The sequence below is a fragment of the Citricoccus sp. K5 genome, assembly GCF_902506195.1.
In the GTDB taxonomy this organism is placed as follows: Bacteria; Actinomycetota; Actinomycetes; order Actinomycetales; family Micrococcaceae; genus Citricoccus.
This window is the reverse complement of record NZ_LR732817.1, coordinates 2,275,109-2,295,861: the sequence shown is the minus strand read 5'-3', so window position 1 is coordinate 2,295,861 and position 20,753 is coordinate 2,275,109. Positions and strand designations below refer to the sequence as shown.

Below are 20,753 nucleotides of genomic sequence, written 5' to 3'. Positions count from 1 at the left end.
AGCAGTCCGTTCTGCCCGCACGGTTGTTCTCGTCAGGTGAGTCAGGATCAGGAGCCCTCGGCGCGGCCGATCTTCCAGTACCCCATGAAGGAGACGCACTTCCGGTCGATGCCCAGGCCCTTGACCAGGTGGCGGCGCAGCCCGGTGATGGTGCCGGCCTCGCCCGCCAGCCAGGCGTACCAATGGCCATGCGGGGTCTCCGGGGGAACCTCCCACAGGGTCGCCTCCGCATCGGCTGCCTCTGCATCAGTCTCGCCCACGACGCCGGCTGCGCCAGTAGCACTGTCAGTTCCGGTCCCAGCGGCACCAGCACCGGCCACCTCCGCGCCGAACTCGCGGCCCCAGGCCTGCACGGCCTCGGTCAGGGCCTCGCCGTGCGGACGATCACCACGGGCCAGCCAGTTCAATTGCACCCCCGGGGGTGTGGCGACGGGCAGGATGTCCCCGGCGTCCGGCACCTCGATGAACACGTGCCCGCCGAAGCTCTCATCGAGGGTTTCCAGGATGGCGCAGATCGCGGGGGCGGCGGTTTCGTCGCCCACCAACAGCACCGTGCGGGCCGAGCCCGGCTCCCACTCGATGCCCCCGCTGCGGCCACGGCCGCGCGTCTCGGAGCGCTCGTCCGGTCCGAGGATCACCATCTCGTCCCCGACGGCGGCCCCCAGCGCCCATGCGGACGCTGGCCCCGCGGTGCCGTGCAGCACGAAGTCCACGTCGATCTCGCGGACCTCCGGGCGGACCGCGCGCACGGTGTAGGTGCGCATCGCGTTGCGTTCGGCCTCCGGCAGCTCACGCCAGCGGGTGTACCACTCCATCATCGCGGGGGCGGGGTCGGCGAACAGTCCCACGTCCGGCAGCGTGCCGTCCGCGCGGGGCAGCATGAGCTTGATGCGCTGATCGAGGCCGCCGGTGCCGAAGTACTGCAGGTCGTCGTCGGCGAAGGTGAACCGGACGAAGTGCTCGCCGAGCCGGCTGATCCGCGCCACCCGGGTCTGGTAGGCGCGGGTCGAGGGGTACGTCTGCGTCGCGGTCGCGGTCATGGTCTGCTTTCCGTAGGGATCGAGGCGGGTGCCTCCGCGTGCCTGACGACAATAGGTAAGGCACACCTAATTAATCTACGGAATCATGCCGTATTGTGCAATGAGCGCCAGGGCTGCCGCCCGTTCCTTCACTGCCCGTTCAGGGTCAGGGCGGCCACCAGCAGGGCCAGATGGCTCAAGGCCTGCGGCATGTTGCCCAGGAACGAATCGTCCGCCGGGTCGATCATCTCGGTGTACAGGCCGACGTCGTTGGCCAGGGCCAGCATCGCGTCCATCTGCTCCCGGGCCTCGGCACGCCGGCCGACCAGGGCGAGGGCCGCGGCGCACCAGAAGCCGCACGCCGTGAAGGTCCCCTCCTCCGCGTCCATCCCGCTGTACCGGAACAGCAGCGGCCCGCGGCCCAGTTCCTCGCGCAGGGCATCGATGGTTGAGGACATCCGCGGACCGGTGTCGAACCCGCTGATCGTGTGCAGCAGCACGGAGACGTCCAGTTCCTCGCTCCCGCGGTACATGACGTAGGCACCGCGCTGCTCGGACCAGCCGTGCTCGTCGATCCACGCCCGGATCCGGTCCCGCTCATCCCGCCACCTGTCATCCGTTCCCGGCAGGTGCCCACCGTCGGCCAGGGCGATGGCCCGGTCCAGCGCCACCCAGCAGCCCATCTTCGAGCTGGTGTAGTGCCGGTGCTCGGGCAGTTCCCACATGCCGGCATCGGGCCGGATCCAAAGGTCGCACACGGCGTCCGCCAGTCCTGACAGCATCCGGGCCGTCTCGGCGTCCAGCACGTTGCCGCCGCCCACATACAGGGTCGCCATGTCGAAGATGTCCCCGTAGACGCCAAGCTGCAACTGGTCAGCGGCGTCGTTGCCGGACACCACGGGGCCGATGCCGCGCCAACCAGGTACTTCCAGTTCCGTGGTGCCGGCCTCCGGCACGTGCCCGTTGAGCCGGTTCAGCACGTGCAGCCGGGGCTGCTGCTCCCGCGCCAGCCGCAGCAGCCAGGACACGGCGGCATGCACGTCCTCCTGCTCGTCCAGCCGCAACAGCGCGTGCAGTGAGTAGGTGGCGTCACGGATCCAGGCGAAGCGGTAGTCATAGTTCTTGGTGCCCTCCCGGTTCTCCGGCAGGGAGGTGGTGGCCGCCGCCGCGATCGATCCTGACGGGCTGTGGCCGAGCAGCTTCAGCACCAGAGCGCTGCGGCGCACCTCGTCCTCGTAGGGACCGTCGTACTCCAGCAGGTCGGTCCAGCGCCGCCACAGGTCCACGCTCAGGTCCACGTTGCGCCGGATCGCGTGCGGCTCGGGCAGGCGCAGCGGCTCCGCCGCGGTCCCGACGACGGCCAGCAGGTGTTCAGTGCCCTCGCCGGAGGTGAACCGGCCGGAGATGGTCTGGGGGCCGGCGTCGTGCGCTCCGATGTCCTCGCCGCGCACGGCGAGGGAGACCTCGCCGACGCGGATGACCGGGCCCTGGTCCGTCTGCTGCACCCACGGGGAGGCGGTGTTCAGCATGGTCCCCGGGACCACGCGCCACCGCATCGGCACCTGGCCGTCGAGGCCCTCCACGCAGCGTGCGAGCTCCGTCCAGGGCAGGGCGCCGGTGGAGCCCATGTTCACGGAATCGGTGACCCGCACGGTGCCCACCGGGGTGCTGTACGTGGTGCGCAGCACGTTCGTCCCGGGGATGTACTCGCGGTGGACCCCGAGATCGGCAGCCACCTCCACGCCCGCGGCGCTCAGGGCCTCCTCGTCCGGACCCAGCTCTATGCAGCCGCCGTGGTCCGCATCCAGCAGCCGGGCGAAGACCGGGGCGGAGTCCAGGTCCGGCACGGGGAACCAGTCCACGGAGCCGTCATGCGCCACCAGGGCCACGGTCCTGCCGTTACCGATCGCGGCATAGGAGCGCAGGTCCACATAGCCGTCGCGGCGTTCATCCAGTGTCATGCGTCCGCTCACAGCCTCCCCACTCACAGCATCGGCGAGCCGCCCGTGACGGCCACCCGCGCCCCGGAGACGTAGCTGCCGTCGTCGCTGGCCAGCATCACGTAGACCGGGGCGAGTTCGGCGGGCTGGCCCGTGCGGCCGAGCGGCACCTGCTGGCCGAAGTCCTTGACCTGGTCCTCCGGCAGGGTGGACGGGATCAGCGGAGTCCAGATCGGGCCAGGCGCCACCGAGTTCACCCGGATGCCCTTCGGGCCGAGCAGCTGCGCCAGAGACGCGGAGAAGTTGGCGATGGCCGACTTGGTCGCCGCATAGGGAGCGAGGGTCGGGCTGGGGGAGTCCGCATTCACCGAGGAGGTGCCGATGATGGAGGCCCCGGGCTTCAGGTGTGGCAGCGCTGCCTTGGCCAGGTAGAAGTAGTGGCCCACGTTGAGCCGGAACGTGTGGTCGAACTCCTCGTCCGAGATGTCCTCGAGGTTCTCGTGGCTCATCTGGAACGCGGCGTTGGCCACCAGCACGTCCAGCCGGCCGAACTCGTCGACGGCCCTCTGCACCACGCTGCGGCAGTGGGCTGGATCCGAGAGGTCGCCGGGGACCAGCACGGCGCGGCGTCCGGCCTCCTCGACGTACCGCGCGGTGTCCTGCGCGTCCTCGTCCTCATTCAGGTAGGCGATCAACACGTCCGCACCCTCGCGGGCGAAGGCGATGGCCACGGCGCGGCCGATTCCGCTGTCCCCGCCGGTGATGATGGCAGCCCGGCCCTCCAGCTTGCCGGAACCCCGGTAGCTGGTCTCGCCGCAGTCCGGCAGCGGAGTCATCTGCGACTGCACGCCCGGCGGCTGCTGTTGCTGCGCGGGGATGTGCTCCGGGAAGCCGTCGGTGTTCGTCTCGGGTGCTGGAGTCATGCTCGTCTCCTGTCGTCGATCACGTGCCGCCCACTGTAGCGAGCACTCCGGACGTGAACCACCGGTGGGTGGCGGTCACTGCCGTACTACCGACGTGCTGTGGTCAACGCCGAGCTGTGGTGGTCCGAGGCGAGGGAGAACCGGTATCGACTGGCGAGACGGGGGAGTGTGGGGAGGCCGCCGATGTGGCCGGGGAATGCGACGATGCTGATGTGGCCGGGGAGGCCGGGGATTCAAAGGCTTGGCGCAGCGATCCCGGCCATCGCCGCAGGACCGCCGGCGGCTCCAGCAGCCAGGTGCCCCGGGCCGCGCGGCCCAGCAGCAGCCCCAGGGCGATCGCGGCGAGGGCCACGGCCACCACCGTCCACGCCGCCCAGGGGGCCGCGAGCAGGGGTGAACCGGTCAGATACAGCACGGAGGCCAGGGCCACCACGATCGTGGTGTGGGAGAGGTACACCTCCAGCGTGTGCCGGCCCAGGAATGCCAGCGCGCGGGCCGCCGGGCGAATCCGCTGCAGGGACACCGCGAGGGCGATCCCGCCGATCTCCCCGCAGACCTGGCACAGGAACACGACGCCCGGCTGGTCCCGCTGGTCCTCGAAGGCCCCGAACCAGGCGAAGGCCACGAGCCAGCCGACCGCGACGGCGGCCCACACGGTCTGGGGGACCCGGGCGACGCCGTCGCGCATCCAGGAGCTGCCGCGCGCGGCGGCGATGAAGAAGAGGAAATAGGCCGGGGCCTCATAGAGTCCGGTGCCCACCAAGTGCCGCAGTTCGCCGCCCTCCAGCCCGGTGGCACCCGGCCAGACCAGCCCGGACCACACCACGGACAGCGCCGCGGCCGAGCCGACCACCCACCCGGTGGGGACCTTCTGCAACAGACGACCGGCGAGGAGGAACAGCACCAGGGCCCACAGGAACCACAGTTCGGCGTTGGCCCGCAGCGGTGACCACGCCCAGGTCTCCAGCTGCGTCCCCAGGTCCGTGTGCACCATGCCCGGCAGCAGGTGCCCGCCGATGATCCGGTAGGCGATCACGGGGATCTGCCACAGCAGGAACACCCAGACCAGCAGCGAGGCCTTGGTGCGGAGGAAATCGCCCCAGCCCGCCGTCAGCCACTTCGCGGCGAACAACCCGGACATGGCGAAGAAGAGCGGCATGCGCAGGTCCTCGAACGCGGTGTTCAGGGCGCTGAAGGCGGGGATCCGGTCCATGTCCGCCTGGCGCAGCCAGAGGCTGGTGTGCAGCAGGACCACCAGCAGGATCGAGATCCCCTTGGCGGTGTCCACCCACGGGGCGCGGGGGCGGGAGGTCGGACGGGCACCGGGGTGCGCGTGAGGCCTGGACAGGGACATGAGGACTTTTCGGCTGGGGATAGCAAACTGGGCATAGCAACAGCTGCCGCAAGGGCAACAGTCCACGGTACCCCGTGTCAGGTCCCTTTAGCCTGACCAGGACCTGTCAGCCGGCAGCAATGTGGTGCCGCCCCACGGGGACCACCAGGGGATCGCCGGACACCGGGTCCTCGATGATCCGGCTGCGCAGCCCGAACACGTCCTGCACGCACTGCTCCGTGAGGACCGCGGAGGCCGGCCCGGCCGCGTAGACCCTGCCGCCTTCCAACGCCACGAGTCGGTCTGAGTAGCGGGCGGCGAGGTTGAGGTCGTGCAGCACCATGACGATGGTGGTGCCGCGGTCCCGGTTGAGGTCAGCGAGCAGGTCCAGCACCTCGATCTGGTGGCTGACGTCGAGGAAGGTGGTGGGTTCGTCGAGCAGCAGCAGGTCCGTCTGCTGCGCCAGCACCATCGCGATCCATACCCGCTGGCGCTGGCCGCCGGAGAGCTCGTCCACGGGGCGGTCGGCCAGGTCCGCGGTGGCGGTGGCGTCGAGGGCGTGGGCCACGGCGGCGTCGTCAGCGGCACTCCAGGCGCGGAACATCCGCTGGTGCGGGTGCCGGCCGCGGCCCACCAGGTCCGCCACGGTGATCCCGTCCGGGGAGACCGGGGACTGGGGCAGCAGGCCGAGCACCCGGGCGAGTTCCTTCGAGGGCATCGAGTGGACCGAGCGGCCGTCCAGCAGCACCTGGCCCCCGCCGGGGGAGAGCAGCCGGGACAGGGTCCGTAGTAGGGTGGACTTGCCGGAGGCGTTGGCCCCCACGATCGAGGTTACGGTGCCCGGCTCGATCTCCAGGTCGAGGCCGGAGAGCACGTGCCGCTCGCCGTAGCCGACGGCCAATCCCTCCGCCCGCAGCTCGTGCCGGCTGGCCGTGAGGTTCAGGTGAGTGGTCATGAGGTGGCTCCGGTGCGGTGTTGGCGGACGATCAGGTACAGCAGGAAGGGTGCCCCGAGCACGCCGGTCACCACGCCCACGGGGTAGCGCGTGCCGATGGCGAACTGGCCCACCAGGTCCGCCACGAGCACCAGCAGCGTCCCCACCAGGGCGGAGGGCACCAGCAGGGAGCCGTTCGGGCCGAGCAGCCGGGCCGCGATGGGACCGGACAGGAAGGCGACGAACGCGATCGGTCCGCAGGCCGCCGTCGCGAACGCCACGAGGCCCACGGCGGCGATCACCGCCACCAGCCGGGTGCGGTTGACCCGGACGCCGAGACCGGCCGCGGTGTCATCGCCCAGGGTGAGGGACTCCAGGTTCGCGGACTGGCCGAGCAGCACGGGGGCGAGCACGAGCAGGGCCACGACCGTGGGCACCACCTGCTCCCAGCCCACCCCGTTGAGCGAGCCCGTCAGCCACCGCAGCGCCTCCTGCAGGTCCCAGGATCCGGCGCGCGAGAGCAGGTAGTTGGTGATGGAGGTGAGGATCGCCGAGATCCCGATGCCCACCAGGATCAGCCGGGTGCCGGCCACCCCGCCCTTCGAGGAGAGCAGGTAGATCAGCAGGGCCACGCCCAGGCCGGCGACGATGGCGAACGCGGAGCGGGCGGGTCCGTCGATGCCGAGCACGATGATCGCGAACGCCGCCGCAGCCGAGGCGCCCGAGGAGATGCCGATGATGTCCGGGCTGGCCAGCGGGTTGCGCAGCATGGTCTGGAACGTCACGCCGCCCAGCCCGAAGCAGGCGCCGGCCACCACGGCGAGCACCGCGCGGGGCAGCCGCAGCGTGCCCACGGTGAAGGTGGCGCCGTCCACGTCCTGCCCGAACACCACGCCGAGCACCTCGGCGGGCCCGTAGAAGGTGCGCCCGACCATCAGGGACGCGGCGAAGACCGCCACCACGAGCACGGCCAGGATGCCGATCACCAGCGCACGACGCCGGCGCCGCCCCTGCCGCGCGCCCGTCACCTTCGCGTGGGTGCCGGAGGGGGAGCCCGCGGGTGAGCCGGTGGATTCGGTGTGGGTGAGGGTCGCGGTCACAGTTCGCGGACCTTCCGCTGGCGGACGATGTGGATGAAGAACGGGGCGCCGATCAGGGCGGTGAGGATGCCGACGTCGATCTCGGACGGGCGGGCGATGATGCGGCCGAGCACGTCCGAGGCGAGCAGCAGGCCCGCGCCGGCGACGGCGGAGTAGGGCAGGAGCCAGCGGTGGTCCGGCCCGGCGAGCAGGCGGCAGGCGTGCGGGACCACGAGGCCGACGAAGCCGATGGGTCCGGCCACGGCGGTGGCGGCACCGGCCAGCAGCACGGAGGACAGGGCGGCCAGCCCGCGGGCGAGCATGACGCGTTCGCCCAGGCCGGCGGCGAGGTCGTCGCCGAGGGCCAGGGAGTTCAGGCTGCGGGCGCTCACCAGGGCCAGCAGCAGCCCGGCCCCCAGGAACGGGGCCACGAGGGTGATGGCATCCCAGGCCGCGCCGCCGACCCCGCCGATCTGCCAGGACCGGATGTTCGCGGAGATGTCCCCGCGGGGCAGGGCCACGGCGGTGATGAAGGAGGTGGCCACCGCGGTCAGGGCCGCCCCCGCGAGGGCCAGCTTGAGCGGGGACGCCCCGCTGCGGCCCGCGGAGGCGATCGCGTAGACCAGCACGGCGGTCACCGCGGCACCGAGGATTGCCATCCAGATCATCTGGTGCGCGGCGAACATCCCGAACCACGCCATGCCGACCACCACGGCCAGCGAGGCGCCCATGTTGATGCCGAGGATGCCCGGATCGGCCAGCGGATTGCGGGTCACGCCCTGCATCACGGCGCCGGCCACGCCCAGCGCGGCGCCCACGGCCAGGGCCAGCACGGTGCGCGGGATGCGCTTCACGACGGCGGCCTGGTCCAGTCCCTGGACCGGCTCGCCGAGCGAGCCCAGCGCCTCGACGATCGCGGGCAGGCCCACAGTGCGGGAGCCGATGGCGACGGAGGCCGCGCAGAGCAGGACCAGCACCACGAGCCCGGCCCCGAGCCAGGCCAGGCGGTGCCGCCGCCCCCTGCGCAGGGCAGGGGGCGGCGCGGTGGGTGCGGAGGTGGCGGTGAGGGTCACTCGGACAGGGTCACTCGGACGCGGCTGCGGCCTCGGCCAGCAGGTCCGCGTAGTCCTCGAGGACGTAGGGCAGGGCGAGCGGCGTCGGGTTGGCAGCGGTGCCGAGCGGGCCGGTGCCGTCCATGGCCACGATGGCCCCGTTCTCGACGGCCGGCATCTGGGACAGCAGCGGATCCGCCTCAAGGGTGTCCACCAGGGACTGGTCGCCGTAGGTCACGATCACCTCGACGTCGTCGAACTGGTCCACCTGCTCCGCGGAGACGGTGCCGGAGAATTGGTCGGTCTCGTCGGTGACCTGCTGGACGGACTTGGCCACGGTCATGCCGAGGTCCTCGAAGAACATGGTCCGCGTGTCATGGCCGGTGTAGAAGTTCACCGTGGACAGGTCGGCGGTGTCCACGTGGGTGAGGAACATGGCGGAGGTGCCCTCGAGCTGGGGGTGTTCGGCGACGGTCTCGGCGATCTGGCCCTCGAGGTCCTCGATCAGCGCGTCACCCTCGGCCTCCATGCCCATGCCCTGCGAGTTCAGGCGGATCATGTCCCGCCAGTCGGTGCCCCAGGCGGTCTCCGGGAAGGCGATCACGGGGGCGATCTCGGACAGGGTGTCATAGTCCTGCTGGGTCAGGCCCGAGTAGGCGGCCAGGATGACGTCCGGGTCGGTGTCCGCGACGGCCTCGAAGTCGATGCTGTCCGTCTCGTCGAACAGGACGGGGGTCTCCGCGCCGAGCTCGGCGAGCTCGTCCTCGACCCAGGGCAGCACGCCGTTGCCGTCATCGTCACCGAAGTTGGCGGCGGCCATGCCGACCGGGACGACGCCGAGGGCCAGCGGCACCTCGTGGTTGGCCCAGTTCACGGTGGCCACCCGCTCGGGCTTGGCCTCGATGGTGGTGGTGCCGAAGGCGTGCTCCACCTCGATCGGGAACTGCTGGCCGGAGTCAGCGGCCTCAGAAGCACCGGAAGAACCGGAGGAGCCGGCCGAGGAGTCCGCAGCGGGATCTGCCGTCCCGGATCCGCAGGCGGACAGGGCGAGGACGAGGCCGACGGCCGCGACCGAGACGGCGAAGGGGCGGGCTGCGACAGGACGGGAGGTGCGCACGATGATGACTCCACTCTGATGAAACGGGCTGAGGCTGGCTGAAGCCGAGACGGTGGCGCCGGAGACGGGCCACGATCAGGTAAGGCTTGCCTAAATAATGTAGACAGGCGTGCGCTAATGAGCAATCGCGACGAACTGCAGGGTTCTGTCGCATTTCGGACAGAGCGGCAGCACGAGCAGGACGAGTCGCCTGCCGGGGTCAGCCCCGGAGGGAGCTCGGGGTGGTGCCCGTCAGCTTGCGGAACGCCGCGCCGAAGGCACTGGGGCTGCGGTAACCCATGGCCTCGGCGATGTCCTCGAGCGGCTCTCCGTCCGCCAGCAGGGTGGTGGCCCGCTGGACCCGTACCGAGCCGACCCAGCGGGCGAAGCCCAGGCCGGTCTCCGACCGGAATGCCCGCGTGATGGTGCGCTCGCTGACCCTGAGCTGCCGCGACCAGTCACCGAGGGTCCGGGCGTCGGAAGGGTCGGACAGTACTGCCGCCACGATCGGCTGCAGGAGACCGGCGGTGGGTTCGTGGACGAGGAACTGGTGCGGGGCCGGGGCCAGGACGTCCAGCACCATGGTCTCGGTCAGCCGGCGTGAGTGCTCGTTCAGGCTCTCCTCGCCGAGCCGCAGCAGCAGTTCCCGCAGCAGCCCGGTGACGCGCAGGGAGACCGGTTCGGTGGGCAGGGGCCGGGCCGCCTCTCCGGCCATCGCGAGAGAGAAGTAGGTGGCCCGGTACACGGTGCCCGCTGGGGCCTGGGCCGAGTGCACGGTCCCGGCCGGCAGCCAGAGCCCGATCGTCGGGGTGACCGTCCAGGTCCGTGGGCCGGCGCGCAGGGTGGACGGGCCGGCGTCGTTCCAGAGCAGTTCATGCACCGGGTGCGAGTGGTCCGGCCAGCGAGTGGCGGTGTCCAGGGCCTCGGCGATGCCCACGCTGGTGAAGTCCACCGGCACGGAACCGGCCGGCTGCAACGGCATCCGCCGGTAGGGGCCGGTGGGCGCGCTGGATGCCTGGGTGCTGGACACGTCGATGAGCCTACGCCGGGCCACCCGCTGGCCGAGCCGTCAGAGGACCTTGGAGAGGAACTCCTGCAGTCGCGGCTGCTGGGGGTGATCGAAGATCTCGGACGGGGTGCCGGCCTCCACGATCGTCCCACCGTCCATGAACAGCACCCGGTCGGCGACCTCGCGGGCGAAGCCCATCTCGTGCGTCACGAGCACCATGGTCATGCCCTCGTCGGCCAGGTCGCGGATGACCTGCAGCACCTCGCCCACCATCTCGGGGTCCAGGGCGGAGGTGGCCTCGTCGAAGAGCATGATCTTCGGGCTCATCGCCAGCGCCCGGGCAATCGCCACGCGCTGCTTCTGGCCACCGGACAACGACGCCGGCCGGGCCTCGGCCTTGTCCGCCAGGCCCACGCGGTTCAACAGTTCCTCGGCGCGCTGACGCGCGGCGGCCTTGGACAGGTTCCCGAGCTCGACGGGGGCCAGCATGATGTTCTCCGCCACGGTCATGTGCGGGAACAGGTTGAACTGCTGGAAGACCATGCCGATGTGCCGGCGGACCTGGTTGATGTCCACCTTGGGGTCCGTGAGGTCGTAGTCGCCGACCTGCACGGTGCCGCTGGTGGCCTCCTCGAGCCGGTTCAGGCAGCGCAGGAAGGTGGACTTGCCGGAGCCGGAGGGTCCGATCACGCACACCACCTGGCGCTCGCGGATCTGGCCGGTGATGCCGGTGAGGACGTGGTTGTCCCCGAAGGACTTGTGCAGGTCCCTCACATCCACCATGACGCGCTCGCCGATGGTGCGGCCGCCGTTCGTTGCCGGTGTCTCGGGTGCCGGGGTGCTCATTTGTTGACCTTCCTATCCACGAAGTTGGCCAGCTGGGTCAGCAGGGTGATGGCCACGAAGTAGATGATGCCGACGATCAGCAACACCTCGGTGACGCGGAAGTTCGCCGCGTAGATCTGCTGCGCCTGGTACAGCAGCTCGCCGAAGCCGATGGCCAGCAGCAGGGAGGAGTCCTTGAGCATGATGACCAGCTGGTTGATCAGCGAGGGCGTCATGATCTTGAAGGCCTGCGGCAGCACCACGCGCTGCATGGACTTGCCGTAGCCCAGGCCCAGGGAGCGGGAGGCCTCCATCTGCCCGGGGTCCACGGACTGCACGGCGCCGCGGACGATCTCCGCGATGTAGGCCGCGCCGTTCAGGGTCAGGGTCAGCACGCCGGCCACCCAGATGTCCACCTCGGTGCCGATCAGCTGCGGCAGGCCGAAGTAGAAGAAGAAGGCCCAGACGAGGATCGGGGTGCCGCGGAAGACGCTGACGAACACGGTCGCGATCCCGCGCAGCACGGGGTTGGTAGAGACCTTGAGGAAGCCGAACATCAGGCCCAGGGCCATGGCCAGGGCAAAGGAGATGCCGGTGACCAGCAGGGTATTGCCGAGGCCGACCATAAGGGCGGGGAGCGTGGTGGTGATCAGGCCCCAGAAGGAGGAGGCGTCCGGGCCGGACTGCGCGTCCTCGGCCAGGTAGGTGTCCAGGATCTCCTGGTACTCGCCGCTCTCCTTCAGCTCGGCCAGGCCGGTGTTGAACATCTCCAGCAGTTCGGCGTTCTGGTCCTTGTTCACGGCGAAGCCGTAGTCGCCCACCGGCACCGGATCGGTGACGGTCTTCAGCCCGGAGCCCTGCGTGATGCCGTAGGCCAGCACGGGGTAGTCGTCCATCAGGGCGGTGGCGGAGCCGGCCTTGACCGACTCGACCATGGTGGTGGTCTGGTCCAGGGCGGTGATCTCGAAGCCGTACTCGTCCTGGACGGACTTGGCGTACTCCTCAGACTGGGAGCCGGTCTTCACGGCCACGGTCTCGCCCTCGAGGTCCTCCCAGCCCTGCACCTCCTCGTTGGTGCCGTTGACGGCCAGCTGGAGTTCGGCGGTGAAGTAGGGGTCCGAGAAGTCGTAGATCTCCTGACGTTCCTCCGTGATGCCCATGCCGGCGATCACGCCGTCCACCTGGTCGGAGGAGAGGGCCTGCAGGGCGGCGTTGAAGCCGAGGGAGCGGAACTCCACCTCGAAGCCCTGGTCCTCGGCGATGGCCTCGACCAGGTCGATGTCGATGCCGACGAGCTCGCCGCCGTCCCGGAACTCGAACGGTGCGAAGGTGGTGTCCGTGCCGATGACGTACGTCTCGCCGGTCCCGTCCGTCCCGGACGCGGTGGCTGATGCGGTGGCTGCGGGGGCGAGGCCGAGCAGCAGCACCCCCAACGTGGCGAACGCCGCGAGGAGGGTCCTCACGGCGGTTCTCAAGCGGGTCTCTCTCACGAGGATGTCCCTTCGACTGATGGAGTGGCGGAGTGATGACGTGTGGTGCCACGGGGCAGCGCTGCATCGCGGGCGCTGGGCGCGGTGACCCCGGCCACGGTCTGGTCGGTAGCTTACCCTTCCGTAACTTGTGCCCTGGGGAGGAACACCGCCGCCTCAGGGCACGCATCACGACATCCGGGTGCGCGGAAACTGACGGCAGAACAGTATCTGATCGGAATATAAATCACCGTTATGCGCATATGAAAGCCGGTCAATAGGGGACAATTCCTTTCGAATATGCGACTCTTGGATTTCGTTCGCACCGCACCTTCGAGCACTCGAGAATCCTGCATGCCAGATCCCTCTTCGACGGCCCCGTCCCTGCGCGACTCCGCGTCGCAGACCCACCCGGCCCTTGACCGTTTCCTGGCCTTGCCCCATTCCGGCGAGCGGCTCCTCGTGGTCGACGCGCCCCCGTGTACGGGGGCGCAACAGTTCGCCCACGGCTGGGCGGGGCGTCCGGACCGGGTGCTCCGCTGGGAGCCGCAGCAGGCTCGCTGGACGAACGGTCACGAGATCATCAGCCGGGTGGGAGCGCTCCTGGAGGAGGACGACGCCGGCCGCGTCGCCGTCGTCGCCGGCCCGCGGGCCCCGGTGGGTCACCTGGCCGCCGCCTTCCCGGCGCGGACCGTCAACGTCCGGGACATGCTCCTGACGGAGGCCGAGATCCGTGCCCTGGCCTCACAGCTGATGACACAGGCGAGGGCCAGCACGGGCACCGGTGGTGACCGGCAGGATCTGCCACCACCGCCGCTGCCACTGACGCCGCAGCGGATCCACCGGCTCACGGGAGGCTGGCTCGTCCCGGCCACCATCCTCTTGACCGATCCGCGCGGGTTCCAGGCGGCCGAACGGTCCCTGTACTCCGGCCTCCGGCAATGGCTGTACGCGCGGAACGCGGAGGGCAGCTTCGGCCAGGTCGCATACCTGCCGGCGTTGACAGAACAGGTCATCGACCGCTTCAGCCCCCGCGGGCTGGGACCGCTGCCCAGCATGGGAGAGCTCGAGGCCCTGGGACTGATCGTCCGGGACGCCACCAGCGGATGGTTCATGCCCCCGCTGGTCCGCACCTGCCTGCGTGATTCCATGCAGGAGGATCACCCGCGCCTGGTTCCGGAGCTGCACCGGGCGGCTGAGGAGGCGTTGTCCGCGGCCGGCGAGGTCGAGGCCGCCGTCGGGCTGGCGGTCCGGGGCCGGGCCTGGAGGCGGCTGTGGGACCTGTTGCTGGAGTACTGGCCGGACCTCTATGTGCAGAATGCGCCCGCCCTGGCGGCGGCGGTCAAGTACGTTCCCCGGGTGGACCTGGGCGGGATGGACGCCACCGGAATGCTTTCCCGCCTGCTGTCCGCCACCACTGCCGACACCATCCGGTTCTCCCCGTCCGCCGCCCCGCCGGACCACGCCGGGGATGCGGTGGCCCATCAGCTCCGTACCACCACGGCCAAGCTGTACCTCAGACCGGATCAGCAGGCCTTGACCCTGGGCATGATCGAGGCGAGTCACCTGCGCCAGTCCGGGCTCTTCGCCGAGTCCGCCGATGCCGTCCTCCGGCTCCAGGAGGCCTTGGGCGTGGCGCTGGGCTTCCGCCGGGTCCGGCCCGTGATGGCCGCGGTGGTGGAGCTGCAGACCGGCATCTCCCTGCACCTGGCCGACCGGCTCGCAGAGGCCGAAACCGCCTATGAGGCGGCCTACCGCAGGGCCGAGCACGGCGGCGTGGACTTCGTGCTGGCGGACGCGGCCGGCAAGCTGGCCCTGCTGTGCGCTCAGCGGGGGAACACAGCCCCCGCACGGCAGTGGCTGGTGAAGGTGGACAAACCCTTCGCCCGGCTGAAGTGGGGCCGGTCCATGGTCGGCTTCGCGGCCGAGCTCGCCCGCGTCCACATCGCGCTGACCGAGGTAAACCTGCCCGCCGCGCGGGCCGTCCTGGACCGGCTGCCCGCCGAGCCGGACACGGACGAGTTCTGGGCCAGCCACGCCGCATTGCTGGCCCGGGTGGCCAACCACGCCGGCCGCAGCGACGAGGCGGCCCGGCGGGTGGCCGAATGGCGCCGCGAACGGCCGTCCGCGGCGCAGTCGCCGCTGGCGGCCCGGCTCTTTGCGGAGGCCTTCCTCGCCGCCCGGATGGGCATGGGGGACCGCAGCGAGATGCCCGGGTGGGATCAGCACCAGTCACTGGCGAACCTGGAGGCCTTGCGGTGCCTGCTGGCCGACAATCCTGACGGCGCATTACGGGCCCTGCGCCTGCCGGTGCGGACCGGCCAGCGCCACCGGAACAAGGCCGCGATCATCGGCGTGCTGACCCTCAGCGGCGCCACACCGGAGACTGCGGACGACTTCGTGGTGCAACGCCTCGCCACGATCCATCGCCACGGCGGCGAGCTTGAGGACCTTGCGGCCTTTCACCTGCTCGGGTGGACCCCGGTCTTCCGGGCGGCGGGGATGCTCGACGAGGACGAGGCGGCCCGGCTGGCCCGGCTGCCCTCGCCCACCCTCGCCGTCCCCTCCGCGCCGGTGCTGACGCCGCGGGAACGCGAGGTGCTCCAGTCCCTGCGGGCGGGCATGTCCCGGCGGGAGATGGCCAGGAGAACCTACCGCTCCGAGAACACCATCAAGGGCCAGATCCGCAGCCTGTACGCCAAGCTCGGCGCCTCCAGTGCGGCGGAGGCCGTGGAACGGGCGCGCCACTTCGGTCTCTGACGGTTGTCCCCACCGGGCCCGTCCCCACACAATGAGGCATGACCGCTCTGCTCAGATCGCTGCACACCGCCGTTCCACCCACCGTGCTGCATCAGGAGGAGGTGCGTGACGTGCTGGCCGCGCAACCCGGATTGAGCCGGCTGGGCACCCGGTTGGTCACCGCGGCGTTCAACGCCTCGGGCATCGAGCGTAGGCACACGGTCGTGGAGGAATGGCAGGACGGCGGCCGCGGCACCGGCAGCGGTACCGGCACCTTCTTCGACCCCGAGACCGGCCACATCCTCAACCCCAGCACCGGGGTCCGCAACACGGTCTTCACCGACCACGCCAACGACCTCTACGAGCGGGCCGCCCGGGGTGCGCTCGAGGCCTGCCCCGACCTCCGCCCTGAGGACGTCACCCACGTCATCACCGTCTCCTGCACGGGCTTCTTCTCCCCGGGCCCCGACTACCAGCTGGTCCGCCGCCTCGGCCTGGCCGCCACCACCAAGCGCATCCACCTGGGGTTCATGGGCTGCTATGCCGCCATCCCGGCCCTGCGCGAGGCCGCGGCGCTGTGCGAGGCGGACCCGGCCGCCGTCGTGCTGGTGGTCAGTGCCGAGCTGTGCACCGTGCACGTGCGCGTGGCCAATGACCAGGACACCATCGTGGGGGCCTCGCTGTTCTCGGATGGTGCGGGCGCCGCGATCGTGACGGGGGAGACGGCCGAGGACAAAGAGGGAGCGGCCGCCGGCACGAACCGGACGCCGGCCCTGCGGCTGGACGGTTTCGCCACGGTGCTGACGCCGGTGGGGGAGGAGGCCATGGCGTGGAACATCGGCGATCACGGTTTCGAGATGATCCTGGGCACCTATGTCCCGCACATCATCGACGAGCACATCACCGGCGCCCTCGAACCACTGCTGGCCGCCGAACCCGAGCTGGCCGCCCGCCCCTACGCGGAGCTGGAGCACTGGGCCATCCACCCCGGCGGGCGCAGCATCCTGGACAAGGTGCAGGCCCGGCTGGAGCTGACCGACGCCCAGCTCGCACCCGCCCGGGACACCCTGCGGGACTACGGCAACATGTCCAGTGCCACCGTCCTGTTCGTGCTGAAGTACCTGCTGTACGGCACCGACGGCACCGCCCCCGCCGCGGAGGGGGAGCGGGTCTGCGCCATGGCCTTCGGGCCCGGGTTGACCGTGGAGTCGGCCCTGATGACGCGCGTCGGTGGGGCCGGTTGAGGAGGCCGGTACGGCCAGGCTCTCGGATCCGGGGGAGCGGGCTTGTCCCGGACTTGCGCTCCCGCCGGCCGGAGACCGTCGAGCAGATGGACTACCCCGACTGTGACCTGGCGGCGCTGCACCGCACCTACCGTGGCTTCGGCGTGGTCAACCCGGTGGTCGCCGGCTGGCAGCTGACCTACCGGCGCTGGATCCGCCCGCTGCTGGACCCGGCCCGCACCGTCACGGTCCTGGACATCGGCTCCGGCGGCGGAGACCGGCCCCGCGCCTTGGCACGTCAGGCCCGGCGGGACGGCTTCCGCGTGAACATCACGGCCATTGACCCCGACGCGCGGGCCCACGCCTGGGCGACCGCGCGCCCCCCTGCGCCGGGGCTGGCCTTCAGCCGGGCCACCAGCGGGGACCTGGTGGCCGCCGGGGAGCGGTATGACGTGGTGGTGTCCAACCACCTGCTGCATCACCTGGACCCGGAGGCGCTCGAAGGCCTGTTGGCCGACTCGGAGCGGCTGGCCGTGCACCGGGCCATCCACTCGGATATCCGCCGCAGCCCCGCCGCCTACGCCCTCTTCTCGGCGGGGGCGGGCCTGGCGAGTCCGCTGTTCCCCGGCTCGTTTATCCGCTCCGACGGGCTCGCCTCGATCCGCCGCAGCTACACCCCGGATGAACTCACCGCCGTGCTGCGCCCCGGCTGGCGGGTGCATACGCAGCTGCCCTGGCGGAACCTCGCGGTGTGGGATGCACGCTGACGTCCTCATCGTCGGGGCCGGCCCCGTCGGCCTGTTCCTCGCCGGACTCCTCGCGGCCCGGGGCGTGGACGTGACCGTGCTGGAGCGCCGAGAGCACCCTCCCGAGCACTCGAGGGCCATCGGCCTGCACCCGCCGGCTCTGGACGCGCTCGCGGTCCTGGGCCTGGACCGGGCCGCCGTGGCCGAGGGCGTCACGGTGCGCCGCGGGGTCGGCTACGGGGACGGCCGGTTGCTGGGCGAGATCACCTTCGATCAAGCCCATCCGCGGTACCCGTTCGTCCTGACCCTGCCGCAGTCACGGACCGAGCAGCTGCTGGCTGGCCACCTCGAGCGGCTCGCCCCCGGTGCCGTTCATCGCGGCGTCGAGGTTGTGGCGGTCGAGGATCACGACGCCGGCGCGCCGGTTCTCGTGACCGCGCGGACGGTGGCGGGGGAGACCCGCCGGTGGTCGGCCCAGATGGTGGTGGGCGCCGACGGCGCCCACAGCACGGTGCGGCGCCTGGCCGGCGTCGGCGTTGACCGGCGGGACTGGGGAGACAGCTACCTCATGGGGGACTTCGCGGAAAGTGGCTCGGGTCCTGGCGCCGAACCGACCGCCGTCATCCAATTGCACCGGGACGGCGTGGTCGAGTCCTTCCCGCTGCCCGGCGGTCAACGCCGCTGGGTGGTGCACACCGGCCGGCAGCAGCGGCTGGAAAGTGCTGGGGACCTGGTGGCGTTGGTCCGCGAACGCTGGGGTGAGCGCCCGGGTGAGAACACGTCGGAACTACTGGAACTACCCCATCCCGCGACGGCCACCATGGTCAGCGCCTTCACGGTGTACCGGCAACTGGCCCGCCGGATGGTGGCGGGCCGGACAGTGGTCATCGGTGATGCGGCGCATGCAATCAGCCCGATCGGCGGCCAGGGCATGACCGTGGGCTGGTTGGACGCACTCGCCCTCGCGCCGTTGCTGACCGGGTTGTTCCAGGGGCCCCCGGACCTCGGCGCCTTCGAGCGGGACCGGCTCCGCGCCGCGCGTCGGGCCGCCCGGATGGCGGAGGTGAACATGGTCCTGGGGCGCCCGCTGTGGGCCGTGGCCCGCTGTGGACGTGACGCCCTGGCCCGCGCGGCCCTGTCCACACCGGCCAAGCACCGCCTGGCGCGGCTCTATTCGATGGGAGGGGTGATCCAACGGTGACCCTGGGGCTCGTGCTCGCCGCAGTGGCCGCCATCCTGGTCGGCTCGACGCTGCAGCGGCTCTCCGGTACCGGGGTGGGGCTGGTGGTGGCCCCCGTGCTGGCCCTGCTGATGGGGCCGGCGCTCGGGGTCTTCGTGACGAACTCGACCACGGTGGTCTCCGGCTTCCTCATCATGCTGGCCGTGATCAGGGACGTGGACTGGAAACGCTACCTGCTCTTCCTGCCCATGGCCCTGCTGGGTGCGGTCCCGGCGGCCTTCATGGTGCGGGAACTCGATGCGGCGTGGTTGAACATCGTCATCGGTGCGGTGGTGCTGGTGGCCCTGGCCCTGACCTTCGGGACGCCGTCTGTGCCCCGGATCCGCTCTCCGTTCCTGACGGCCGCCGCCGGAGCGGTCGGAGGGTTCCTCAACACGAGTGCCGGGGTGGCAGCACCGGCCATGGTGATGTACTCGAGGTTCGCCCGCTGGGACCAGCGGTCCTTCGCCGCCACCATGCAGCCGACGTTCATGACCATGGGGATCTTCTCCGTCGGGACGAAGCTGGCGGTGGGCGCCACGACGTTCGACCAGCTCCCGCCGTGGTGGCTGTTCCCGATCATCGTGGTCACCGTGGTGGTCGGCATCCGGCTGGGCGCCTGGCTGGCCGGGAAGGTCTCGCTGCGAACCGCGCGGACGGTGGCCATCACCCTGGCCGGATTGGGCGGGGCCGTGGCTGTGGTCCGCGGGGTGCTGATGCTGGCCTGACGGAAGCGAGCCACGCCGTGGCGAGGATTATGGAGTCAGGGGGCATAGAATCCACGGTGATGAGCAGATTATTCGGAACCGACGGCGTCCGTGGCCTGGCCAACGGCATCCTGACCGTCGAATTGTCGATCCAGCTGGCCCAGTCCGCCGCCATGGTGCTGGGGCACCAGGAGACCCACGGGCGCCGCCCGGTCGCCGTGGTGGCCCGTGACCCCCGCATCAGTGGCGAGTTCATCATCTCTGCGGTCTCGGCCGGTCTGGCCAGTGCGGGCGTGGACGTCTACGACGCCGGCGTGCTCCCCACCCCGGCCGCCGCCTTCCTGGTGGACGACCTGGAGGCGGACTTCGGCGTGATGATCTCCGCCTCCCACAACCCGGCCCCGGACAACGGCATCAAGTTCCTGGCGCGCGGTGGCGAGAAGCTCACCGACGATCAGGAGGACGCCATCCAGCGTCAGATGGAGGAGGAGCCGCACCGGCCGACCGGCGCCGACGTCGGGCGCATCCAGCGCTTCGCGGACGCCGAGGACCGCTACATCCTGCACTTGCTCAAGACCCTGCCGCACCGCCTCGACGGACTGAAGGTCGTGCTCGACTGCGCCCACGGTGCCGCCGCCGGGTGCTCGCCGGAGGTCTTCAAGGCCGCCGGCGCCGACGTCGTGGTGATCGGGGCGGACCCGGACGGCATCAATATCAATGACGGCTACGGCTCCACCCACCTGGAGAAACTCCAGGCCAAGGTGGTGGAGACCGGTGCGGACTTCGGCATCGCCCATGACGGCGACGCCGACCGGTGCCTGGCCGTGGACGCCACCGGCACGGTGGTGGACGGGGACCAGATCATGGGGATCCTCGCGGTGGCCCTCAAGGACGGCGGCCGCCTCAAGGAGGACACCCTCGTGGTGACCGTGATGAGCAACCTCGGCCTGAAGCTGGCCATGCAACGCGAGGGCGTCCGCCTGGTGGAGACCAAGGTCGGGGACCGGTACGTGCTGGCCGGCATGAAGCACGGCAGCTACTCCCTGGGTGGCGAGCAGTCCGGCCACGTGATCTTCTCCGACTACGCCACCACCGGCGACGGTGTGCTGACCGGCCTGCAGCTGGGCGCCCGCATGGCCGAGAGTGGCCAGACCCTGGCCGAGCTGGCCGGCGTGATGGAACGCCTCCCGCAGGTGCTCATCAACGTCAAGGACGTGGACCGGGACCGTGCGGCCGAGGACGCCGAGGTGCAGGCCGCGGTGGCCGACGCCGAGGCCCGCCTGGGCGAGACCGGCCGGGTGCTGCTGCGTCCGTCCGGGACCGAGCCCGTGGTCCGCGTGATGGTGGAGGCCTCCGACGAGGAGCAGGCCCGCCGCGAGGCCGAGGACTTGGCCACGGTGGTCGAGCGCGAACTCGCGCTCTCCGCCGACCCGGTCTGAG

The 20,753-nt window shown here is 70.8% G+C and carries 17 protein-coding genes; 6 read left to right on the top strand and 11 right to left on the bottom strand.

Going from position 1 to position 20,753, the window contains the following annotated elements:
* Nucleotides 1-47: 47 nt before the first annotated feature.
* The 11 genes from BOSE125_RS10215 to BOSE125_RS10165 form a co-directional block, all read right to left on the bottom strand.
* Nucleotides 48-1,040, bottom strand: coding sequence for a siderophore-interacting protein (locus tag BOSE125_RS10215; RefSeq protein ID WP_159552274.1), 993 nt, complete (start codon nt 1,038-1,040; stop codon nt 48-50).
* A gap of 128 nt (nt 1,041-1,168) precedes the next feature.
* A complete protein-coding gene (locus BOSE125_RS10210; RefSeq protein WP_159552272.1) occupies nt 1,169-2,980 on the bottom strand; it encodes a glycoside hydrolase family 15 protein in 1,812 nt (603 codons plus the stop codon).
* A gap of 23 nt (nt 2,981-3,003) precedes the next feature.
* Entirely contained in the window at nt 3,004-3,882 is an 879-nt protein-coding gene (locus BOSE125_RS10205; protein ID WP_159552270.1) for an SDR family oxidoreductase, read from the bottom strand.
* Nucleotides 3,883-3,985: 103 nt separating this feature from the next.
* On the bottom strand, nt 3,986-5,236 hold the full coding sequence (locus BOSE125_RS10200; RefSeq protein ID WP_159552268.1) for an acyltransferase: 1,251 nt from the start codon (nt 5,234-5,236) through the stop codon (nt 3,986-3,988).
* Between the two features lie 106 nt (nt 5,237-5,342).
* A complete protein-coding gene (locus BOSE125_RS10195) occupies nt 5,343-6,170 on the bottom strand; it encodes an ABC transporter ATP-binding protein (protein WP_159552266.1) in 828 nt (275 codons plus the stop codon).
* Nucleotides 6,167-7,249, bottom strand: a complete 1,083-nt coding sequence (locus BOSE125_RS10190; protein ID WP_201301178.1) for an iron chelate uptake ABC transporter family permease subunit — start codon at nt 7,247-7,249, stop codon at nt 6,167-6,169. Before BOSE125_RS10190 ends, BOSE125_RS10195 begins: the two co-directional genes overlap by 4 nt.
* A complete protein-coding gene (locus tag BOSE125_RS10185; protein WP_201301177.1) occupies nt 7,246-8,301 on the bottom strand; it encodes an iron ABC transporter permease in 1,056 nt (351 codons plus the stop codon). The genes BOSE125_RS10190 and BOSE125_RS10185 overlap by 4 nt, the downstream gene beginning before the upstream one ends.
* 10 nt (nt 8,302-8,311) lie before the next feature.
* Complete coding sequence (locus BOSE125_RS10180) at nt 8,312-9,397, bottom strand: iron-siderophore ABC transporter substrate-binding protein (RefSeq protein ID WP_159552264.1); 1,086 nt, start codon at nt 9,395-9,397, stop codon at nt 8,312-8,314.
* A gap of 199 nt (nt 9,398-9,596) precedes the next feature.
* Entirely contained in the window at nt 9,597-10,406 is an 810-nt protein-coding gene (locus BOSE125_RS10175) for an AraC family transcriptional regulator (RefSeq protein ID WP_236557917.1), read from the bottom strand.
* Nucleotides 10,407-10,445: 39 nt separating this feature from the next.
* Complete coding sequence (locus BOSE125_RS10170; RefSeq protein WP_371300588.1) at nt 10,446-11,231, bottom strand: amino acid ABC transporter ATP-binding protein; 786 nt, start codon at nt 11,229-11,231, stop codon at nt 10,446-10,448.
* The gene (locus BOSE125_RS10165; protein ID WP_236557916.1) at nt 11,228-12,700 is read right to left on the bottom strand and encodes an amino acid ABC transporter substrate-binding protein/permease; all 1,473 of its coding nucleotides are present in this window, start codon (nt 12,698-12,700) and stop codon (nt 11,228-11,230) included. The genes BOSE125_RS10170 and BOSE125_RS10165 overlap by 4 nt, the downstream gene beginning before the upstream one ends.
* A 333-nt stretch (nt 12,701-13,033) precedes the next feature.
* On the opposite strand from BOSE125_RS10165, the gene BOSE125_RS10160 reads away from it, so the two are divergent.
* From BOSE125_RS10160 to glmM, 6 genes are all read left to right on the top strand, one after another.
* Entirely contained in the window at nt 13,034-15,439 is a 2,406-nt protein-coding gene (locus tag BOSE125_RS10160) for a LuxR C-terminal-related transcriptional regulator (RefSeq protein ID WP_159552262.1), read from the top strand.
* A 38-nt stretch (nt 15,440-15,477) separates the two neighbouring features.
* Entirely contained in the window at nt 15,478-16,662 is a 1,185-nt protein-coding gene (locus BOSE125_RS10155; RefSeq protein ID WP_159552260.1) for a type III polyketide synthase, read from the top strand.
* Nucleotides 16,663-16,748: 86 nt separating this feature from the next.
* Nucleotides 16,749-17,408 carry a class I SAM-dependent methyltransferase gene (locus BOSE125_RS10150; RefSeq protein WP_159552258.1) on the top strand — a complete coding sequence of 220 codons (660 nt, stop codon included), beginning with the start codon at nt 16,749-16,751 and terminating at the stop codon, nt 17,406-17,408.
* Nucleotides 17,398-18,588, top strand: a complete 1,191-nt coding sequence (locus BOSE125_RS10145; RefSeq protein WP_159552256.1) for an NAD(P)/FAD-dependent oxidoreductase — start codon at nt 17,398-17,400, stop codon at nt 18,586-18,588. The genes BOSE125_RS10150 and BOSE125_RS10145 overlap by 11 nt, the downstream gene beginning before the upstream one ends.
* Nucleotides 18,585-19,334: a sulfite exporter TauE/SafE family protein gene (locus BOSE125_RS10140; protein ID WP_371300587.1), complete on the top strand. Its 750-nt coding sequence runs from the start codon at nt 18,585-18,587 to the stop codon at nt 19,332-19,334. The genes BOSE125_RS10145 and BOSE125_RS10140 overlap by 4 nt, the downstream gene beginning before the upstream one ends.
* 59 nt (nt 19,335-19,393) lie before the next feature.
* Nucleotides 19,394-20,752, top strand: a complete 1,359-nt coding sequence (glmM, locus tag BOSE125_RS10135; protein ID WP_159552254.1) for a phosphoglucosamine mutase — start codon at nt 19,394-19,396, stop codon at nt 20,750-20,752.
* Nucleotide 20,753 lies beyond the last annotated feature (1 nt).